Genomic DNA, 7,210 nt, shown 5'->3' with positions numbered 1-7,210 from the left:
GTTTAAAAGTCCCATGTGGATCACTCCGTTGCCCCCGTCGCTCACCGCGTTGGGGGAAGGTTCACATGGCTCAATTCTCAATGGAAATTATGCGCCTAACCGGCTCAGTTCTGCGTGGAAACCAACACTAGGGGCTATTCAGTATGGCAGATAATAACCCACAGAGTGTTTTCGATCGACTGGAGCGTGAATACCGGGTCATCGATCCAGATCGTCCCAGACCAGAGCCGAGACCGATAACAAGAGAACCAGTGAAACGACTACTCGTAAGTCGAGTTGATTGAGCGATGCCAGGGCGGCGGGGTGCTTGACGACGTGCCCGATTCATGGACAACCTATCTTATGATCAAAGCTGTTGAGTTCGCCGCTATCATTGGTGTTTTACCAGCCATTGCGATTATAGATATGAGGGAGGAGGTAATTCGAACCGCCTGCCCTGTTGCCTTCGCCTATCTTGAAGCCGAACGAATCGCCGGGGAATATGCAGGACCCGGCGTGTCTGTCAGCTTCGCCCCGGAACGGTGGATAGGCCAATGTCATCTGGAACTCGAAGGGGAGATCCGAAATGCCGTCCCCCACTCCAAGCCGAGGCGTATTACTGTAACGCTTCGCGTAACTGATGAGGGGCGCCTCTTAATCTCATCCCGCTGACTTATCACGAATGCAGGGTAACCGATGTCAGGGCGGTGGGGTTAGACTGATCGGAAGTTTTCTTCACTGACCGAGGCGATATAGGTTTGCTTACTGACTTGAGGCACTTCTTGTTCCCATTAACTCGGGCTCAAATAGTTCGAAGGTGACGACAGATTTCCCATTGTGAGATTTCGATATGGCTAATCGCTACCCATCTATCAGACCATTTCGCTTCGAACGGAACATGTCGTGCCCATGCCGAAGCGGAATAAAAACAAAAAAGTGTTGCCTGCGAGCGAACGACTTTATCTACAAGGATCCGTATTGTTGATTGCCACTGAGAACTGACCCGGCGGGGATGCGGATAAAAACTTGGACTGATTTAGACGTTATGGCCGAGACTTCTGCGATACTCGATCGGGCTGAGCGACCCCAATGATATTTTGATGCGCTTCTCATTGTACCATCGGATGTAGCCATCAACCTCGCGCACAAATTGCTCGATTGTGATGGTCTTCCAGTCTCGTGGATAGAAGAGTTCCGTTTTCAACCGTCCAAAGAAGCCTTCGCACGCAGCGTTATCTTGGGAACAGCCCTTGCGGGACATCGAGCGAACCAAGTTCGCATCGTTAATCCGAGATAGCCAGCCGGGCCAACGATAATGCGCTCCGCGATCGGAATGGACAATTGTCCCACCTTCGCCGTCGGTGACAGTTTCAATGGCGGCGTCCAGCATCGTGTTGACCAGGCCCGCATCAGGTTGCGTTCCAATCGACGAGCTGATCACCATCCCGTCGAAGCAATCTATGATGGGCGAGAGATACACTTTGCCGGCTGGGATCTGGAATTCGGTAATGTCCGTAAGCCATTTCTCGTTCGGCGCTTCTGCATGGAAGTCCCGATTGATCAGGTTCTCAGGCGCAGGACTGATTTCTCCCAAGTAAGAGCCAAAACGCCGTCGCCGTGGTCTGGCGGCGACCAGACGCTCCTGTTTCATCAATCGCTGCACAACCTTTTCCGAGATTGTCACACTCTGCCTGGCCAGAGACGCCTGCAGTCTGCGATAGCCGTAGCAGCGATGGTTGCTTTCGAAGATTTCCGTCAGGTCGCGACGGATGGCGACATACTTGTATTCCAGGTTTGCTCGGGCGCGGTGGTAGAAGTACGAACTACGCGCAATCCCCAACTGCACAAGCAGTTCCGGCAATCGATAGGTATCTTTGAGGGCGTCAACCAGCTGTATCTTCTCCCGATTACTCAGGAGTTGCAGATCGACGCCCAGGCCTTTTTTTAGCAGTTCATTGGCCTTCTTCAGCAGATCATGCTCGAGCTGCAATTGTCGGACATCGCGCTGGAGGGCTTCAAGCTGTCGCTCGAGTTCTTCACGCTCAGGCGCCGGCGCAGAGGTTTTGCGGCGTTTCATCGATGAGGCAGCCTCATGACCGAGTAACTCATTCCTCCAAGCGTACAACGTAGGCCGGCATACGCCTATCCGGTCGGCTACCTGCTGGGCACTTTCCTCTCCACTGCAAAGATCGAGGACAGCGACCTGCTTCAACGCTTCAGGATAAGCCGGACGCCAGGATCTTCCTGCCATCGAAGTTCTCGTCCGCGGAAACGCCTCTCGAACCCATGCTGTCAAAGTCCCGCGACCTGGATAACCCAGCGCCCTCATCGTCATAGAGATACAGCGATCGTGAGTACGGTAATGCTCAAGCGCTGTCTGCTTCTGGGCCTCAGAAAACTTCGGTGCGCGAGCCGCACTACGGACGCGTAGGTCTTGATGCTGCTGGTACTCTCGATACCAGTTCCTCAGCGCATTCTTCGTGGGATAACCCAATTGGCGGATCGTCGCCTTAACCCGCTTGCCGAGCTTAATATACAGCTCGACCGCGCGAATTCGGTCTGCATGGGAATACATGGACTACCTCCTGGTGGTCCAAGTTTTAGTCCGCATCTCCCTTGCCTGCGTCGAGATCAGCCGCCATCATCCACGCGTAATTCAACGCCGAATTAATGTTGCTATCGATGCCTTCGACCAGCACGAACTCATCGAGATAGAAGCTATCCGCCCCAAGCCAGAACATGGTGCCAGAGCCGGTTCCGGTTGCGCCAATATGACCGTTCTAGGACTTATCGGAACTGCATAATCCCGAGCCTATTTGCGGCGATGCAGTAGATGACAACGCGATGAGCTTCATCTCGATGTAAAGCTTTCCGGTCGTCGCACCAGCGGAGGCACGGGCGCTCGGGAAGCTGCCTATCGCTTTCACCATGTCCCGGTTACCGTTCGAAAGCGCAATTCCGGTGTCCGGTGATGAGGTTGTGCGGCTGCGCGCTTTCAAAGTAACCGGCTCAACGCTTTCCTCGCCAGGATCGACATTGCGGGAGTTGTTGTTTCGAACGAAACAAAAACAGCGCGTCTCAGTGACAATTTCTTTGCGATTATTTAGACACGGCACATAAAAAGGTTCTACACCTGACTGAATTCCGGAATACGGACTCTTCAATGATCAATCGCCGCATCTCACGCCAGCCACATGAAGAGCTTGGGTTCGCGTTGCATCGCCTCTTCACGCATGTCCTGTTGATCGTCGATCTGATCTATGCCTCCCGTGTATACAGGGTCATACATCTCGAAATCATCCATCCGCTGATCCTCGCGACCTGCGCGGGAATAGTGGCATTCTATGTGATCTATTTGCTTTCCAGGTTCAGGATCGTCCCTGTTATCATCGCAACCGCCTATATCTGCCTTGTAATCTTTCAGATCTCCGTATTTGCAGAGAAATTGTGGATTCCGGTCAATGTGAACGTGTTCTTTCAGTATATCTGGCTTTTGACCTTCATCCCCTTTGCTGGGATATGCATAGCCGGAGGGCGGGACTACCTGCTTAAATGCGCGGTCGGTTATGGAAGCCTATATTGTGCATTCTATGCCGCGACATCTTCCATGCAGATGGCGGACGTGCTGCCCGGCCAGATCCTGCAGGCGATCGTATCCTTCGACACCGAACGCGGATACCGCGTATTCATGTATGCGGGTCTGGTCTGCCTCTCCTATTTCTACTGGCTGGTGCAGTTGAAGAACAAACGCAGCCGGAAGAGTATCTTCTTCTTCACGATTTGCCTTCTTGCATCCGTATTGTCGCTATCAAGGGTCTATCTTTTTCTGCTGCTGTCGCTAACATTTCTGTTCCACATTGTACCGCGGCCCGCACTGATCTCCTTCTTCGCACGCTTCATTCTGTTCGTCGGGTCGGCCTTCGTGCTCTCTGGCATTGTGTTTCCGACCATAAATCCCTTCAACCTTTTCGGAAATGACAGTTCGGGATCGTATCGTGCGCTGGAATATGTGATCATGCGGAAGCGTATCGAGATGGACCCGCTCTGGGGTTTCGGGTTGTCTCCGAATTTCGAAAGTTCCCACGCCTTCCTTGGCCCCTACCCCATCTTCTCCACGGATATCGGCCCCCTTGGCGTCTGGTTTGATTTCGGCCTGATCGGACTCGGTCTCTATTTTATCGCCTTGTGGTTCTGTTCGCGACCGATACGAAACATCGACTACAAATTCGGCTGGCCACTTTTTCTGACGGGGGCGATGATGGCTGCGAATGGTTGCATATCGCCGGTCGCCGTCAGCGAAGGAGGATCGACAATCACAGGCCTGATCTTCGGGATCGGCTTTGGCTCACTGGCCCGAGTGAGGCGACACGGGCCCAATTCCTGGAGGCAGTATCGGCGGAGACATTTGGCAGCCCACGACGCCTCTTCAACGCTCGGCAATCCGCGCTATCCTGCGTCAAGCCGTCGCTGAGCATGTCTGCATTTCATGCGAAATCGGAATATTTTGAAAAGATATACTTCTCCAGATCACAGGTGAACGATATACCGTCGCGACACACAGGAAGACTTCAGAACATATTCGAAACCTTTACACTTCACCGGGATGAATGCGATGCAGTACATTCGGCCAAAAGAGCCACTGGCAGAATTAGAGTTCGCGCTTCACCGGATGCTGACGCATGTTTTCCTGATCTGCGACTTCCTGTTTGCGTCGAGAATATACCGCGTCATCGGCGCATCCTTTATGCAGCCGCTTCTTCTGGGGTGCGCGACCTCGATTATCGCCTTCTACGTAGTCTACGCTATGATTCGCGGGCGATTTGCGATGCCGATCGCCTGCTCGTGTTATATCGCCCTTGTAATGAACCAGCTCTCCGTGTTTGCAGGCAAACTCTGGATCCCGATCAACGTCAACGCCTTCTTCCAATATATCTGGATGCTGTCTTTCGTGCCGTTCGTGGGGCTATGCCTTTCCGGCGGCCGTGCCTATCTCCTGCGGTGCGTTGCCTTTTACGGAACCATCTATTGCAGTATCTACGCCATCGCGTCGGCAATGCAGATCGCCGGCGTGCTACCAGGAAAATTGCTGGAAGCACTGGTTTCCTCGCATGATTCGCGCGGTGCACGGATTTTCATGTATTTCGGCCTGGGATGCTTTTCCTATTTTTACTGGCTGGTTCAGATCCGGACCAAGGCGACCCATATCGCGGTTGCCGGCTTTGCGATTTGTGCCCTGGCCTCGATCCTCTCGCTGTCACGCGTGTATCTGCTCCTTGTGACGGTGATGACACTGCTGTTCCTGTTTCAGCCACGCCCGGCAATAATCCGGCGAATGTCCATCTGCATCCTGATCTGCGGCGGTACTTTCGTTCTTTCCGGGATGGTCTTCCACGCGTTCAACCCGTTCAATCTCTTTGCCGCCGACACGTCGGGCGCCTATCGCGCGCTGGAATATACGGTTGTCAGGCAAAGACTTTGGATGGATCCGATCTGGGGGTTCGGGCTCTCGTCGGATATAGACCTGACCAAACCATTCCTCGGCTCATACCTGATCTTCTCTGCCGATCTGGGCCCTCTCGGGATCTGGTTCGATTTCGGAATTATCGGGCTGGCGATGTATTTCGTGGCGCTGGTGCTGTGCTGCAGGCCGCCGAAGGCGATACCTTATGAGTATGGCTGGCCGCTTTTCCTGACCGGTTGCATCATGACGGCTTACGGATGCATGTCGCCCGTTGCCACCTCGCCCGGTGGCGCGATGATGACAGGGCTAATCCTTGCAACCGGCCTCACCGCCAACGGCTTAGCGCGACGCAAGTCTTCGGGAAGCGTCCCGGGCAAAGTCTCTCATGCCCGATCCCGTATTCCGGCGTTGCCTGCAGAATTCGATTTCCCTCGCTGAGCCGGTTTGCTCAAGCGGAGATCGAAAGTTCAGATCTCCACCTCCGGGCGGGATATGCCCAACCGGCGCCTCAGAGGCAGAAACAACCGCGGATTATCGCGGATCGCGAAATATGCCATCAATACAAGGACATAGATTTCGGTAAGGACGGTCGCCATCGCAGCACCGATCGGACCTAATACGTGCACGAGCGAAAAAACCAGGGCAAGGCTGATCGGGACAGCAGACATGATGATGCGGCTGAACAGTCGCTGCTTTCCCGTCTGAAGCAGTACCTGCAGCCCGAAGAGATTGCTGAGACCGATGATAACAGGAAGCCAGGCCAGCCAATGCAATATTGGCACCGCGCCGATGTAATCCGGCCCCAGAATGATCTGGACGGCGAGAGGCGCGAGCCAGAAAAGCACAAGCGAGACAACCAAGGTGACCAATCCCTGGATAAGAAAAAGCCAGTCGAGAAAGCGGAACGCCTTTGCTGGCTCCTCGGCCATGAGGCGGGCCACGCGGGGGTAAACGGCATTGCCGACCGGCGATATCACCCCTTGGGCGGCCGTCTTTATTCTGTCTGCGCCAGAATAATTGCCTACGCCAGTATTGTCGCTGAGCGAACCAAGGATGACGATATTAGTTGTGGTGTAGAAATTCACCGCAGCGGTTGAGAGGAAGACATCCCCACCATGCAACAACTGGGCATAGGCGCCCTTAAGAGTCATGGTCGGCGCCTTGATATAGTTCGTCCTGGCAAGAAGGTAGACCGAAAGGACACCACTGAAAAAGTAACAGCCTGCCTGAATGACGATGGAAACAGTAGCGTCTTCCGGTGTATGCACCAGCAACAGCGTGAGCGGTATCGTCAGCGCCCTCCCGAGGAGCGATCCGACGGCAAAGAAATCCAGCCGCTCCAATCCCTGGAGACACCAATTCACGGTGATCGCATTCGCTATGACCGAGATCGCTGCCGCCCAGACCAGATAGCGTATCGCGTACAAGGAAGGGATGATCATCGTGGCGGCAAAAAGCACGATCAAAGACAAGGCCGCGAGCAGACATTTCGCAGCCAGGGTCTCCCAGAAGATCCTGTTGACGGCTTCCGGATAATGGGTGTTGGTTGATATGAGGCGGGTGGCGGAAAGCCCAAAACCCCATTCGGTGACGAGCGTGAAATATGCAACGATCGCATAGGCAAAAGCCACATCGCCGAATGTGCCGACGCCCAACACTCTGGAAAGATAGGGCAGCGTGACGAGCGGAATGATGTAATTTCCACCTTGCCACAGAAGCATGGAGATCAGATTGCGGACCAATAATCTGTCCATGAGATCACATCACCGC

Annotated in this window: 6 protein-coding genes; 3 read left to right on the top strand and 3 right to left on the bottom strand. The window is 54.0% G+C overall.

Annotated features, from left to right (window positions below; genetic code table 11):
* Positions 1-303 precede the first annotated feature (303 nt).
* Positions 304-651, top strand: coding sequence for a hypothetical protein (locus MRBLMR1_RS25175; RefSeq protein WP_500066909.1), 348 nt, complete (start codon positions 304-306; stop codon positions 649-651).
* A gap of 364 nt (positions 652-1,015) precedes the next feature.
* On the opposite strand, the gene MRBLMR1_RS25170 is transcribed toward MRBLMR1_RS25175, so the two are convergent.
* Together MRBLMR1_RS25170 and MRBLMR1_RS25165 are read right to left on the bottom strand one after the other, a co-directional pair.
* Complete coding sequence (locus tag MRBLMR1_RS25170) at positions 1,016-2,554, bottom strand: IS3 family transposase (protein WP_500066908.1); 1,539 nt, start codon at positions 2,552-2,554, stop codon at positions 1,016-1,018.
* A gap of 25 nt (positions 2,555-2,579) precedes the next feature.
* Positions 2,580-2,720 carry a hypothetical protein gene (locus tag MRBLMR1_RS25165; RefSeq protein WP_500066907.1) on the bottom strand — a complete coding sequence of 47 codons (141 nt, stop codon included), beginning with the start codon at positions 2,718-2,720 and terminating at the stop codon, positions 2,580-2,582.
* A 422-nt stretch (positions 2,721-3,142) separates the two neighbouring features.
* Between MRBLMR1_RS25165 and MRBLMR1_RS25160 the strand changes: the two genes are divergently transcribed.
* Together MRBLMR1_RS25160 and MRBLMR1_RS25155 are read left to right on the top strand one after the other, a co-directional pair.
* A complete protein-coding gene (locus tag MRBLMR1_RS25160) occupies positions 3,143-4,450 on the top strand; it encodes an O-antigen ligase family protein (RefSeq protein WP_500066906.1) in 1,308 nt (435 codons plus the stop codon).
* 141 nt (positions 4,451-4,591) lie between these two features.
* Positions 4,592-5,878 (top strand): O-antigen ligase family protein, encoded by a 1,287-nt coding sequence (locus tag MRBLMR1_RS25155; protein ID WP_500066905.1) that lies wholly within the window; start codon positions 4,592-4,594, stop codon positions 5,876-5,878.
* Between the two features lie 29 nt (positions 5,879-5,907).
* Here MRBLMR1_RS25155 and MRBLMR1_RS25150 read toward each other — a convergent pair whose 3' ends face one another.
* Complete coding sequence (locus MRBLMR1_RS25150) at positions 5,908-7,194, bottom strand: flippase (protein WP_500066904.1); 1,287 nt, start codon at positions 7,192-7,194, stop codon at positions 5,908-5,910.
* Positions 7,195-7,210: the final 16 nt, after the last annotated feature.

Origin of the sequence: Neorhizobium sp. LMR1-1-1.1 (assembly GCF_040675795.1) — a bacterium.
Classification (GTDB): Bacteria; Pseudomonadota; Alphaproteobacteria; order Rhizobiales; family Rhizobiaceae; genus Neorhizobium; species Neorhizobium cellulosilyticum.
This window is presented reverse-complemented; position numbering and strand designations above follow the sequence as displayed.

What these genes read in the sequence shown, in the direction of transcription:
- MRBLMR1_RS25170 (WP_500066908.1), bottom strand. Translation starts at nt 2,554, where the DNA reads ATGTATTCCCATGCAGACCGAATTCGCGCGGTCGAGCTGTATATTAAG.
- MRBLMR1_RS25165 (WP_500066907.1), bottom strand. Translation starts at nt 2,720, where the DNA reads ATGTTCTGGCTTGGGGCGGATAGCTTCTATCTCGATGAGTTCGTGCTG.
- MRBLMR1_RS25160 (WP_500066906.1), top strand. Translation starts at nt 3,143, where the DNA reads ATGATCAATCGCCGCATCTCACGCCAGCCACATGAAGAGCTTGGGTTC.
- MRBLMR1_RS25155 (WP_500066905.1), top strand. Translation starts at nt 4,592, where the DNA reads ATGCAGTACATTCGGCCAAAAGAGCCACTGGCAGAATTAGAGTTCGCG.
- MRBLMR1_RS25150 (WP_500066904.1), bottom strand. Translation starts at nt 7,194, where the DNA reads ATGGACAGATTATTGGTCCGCAATCTGATCTCCATGCTTCTGTGGCAA.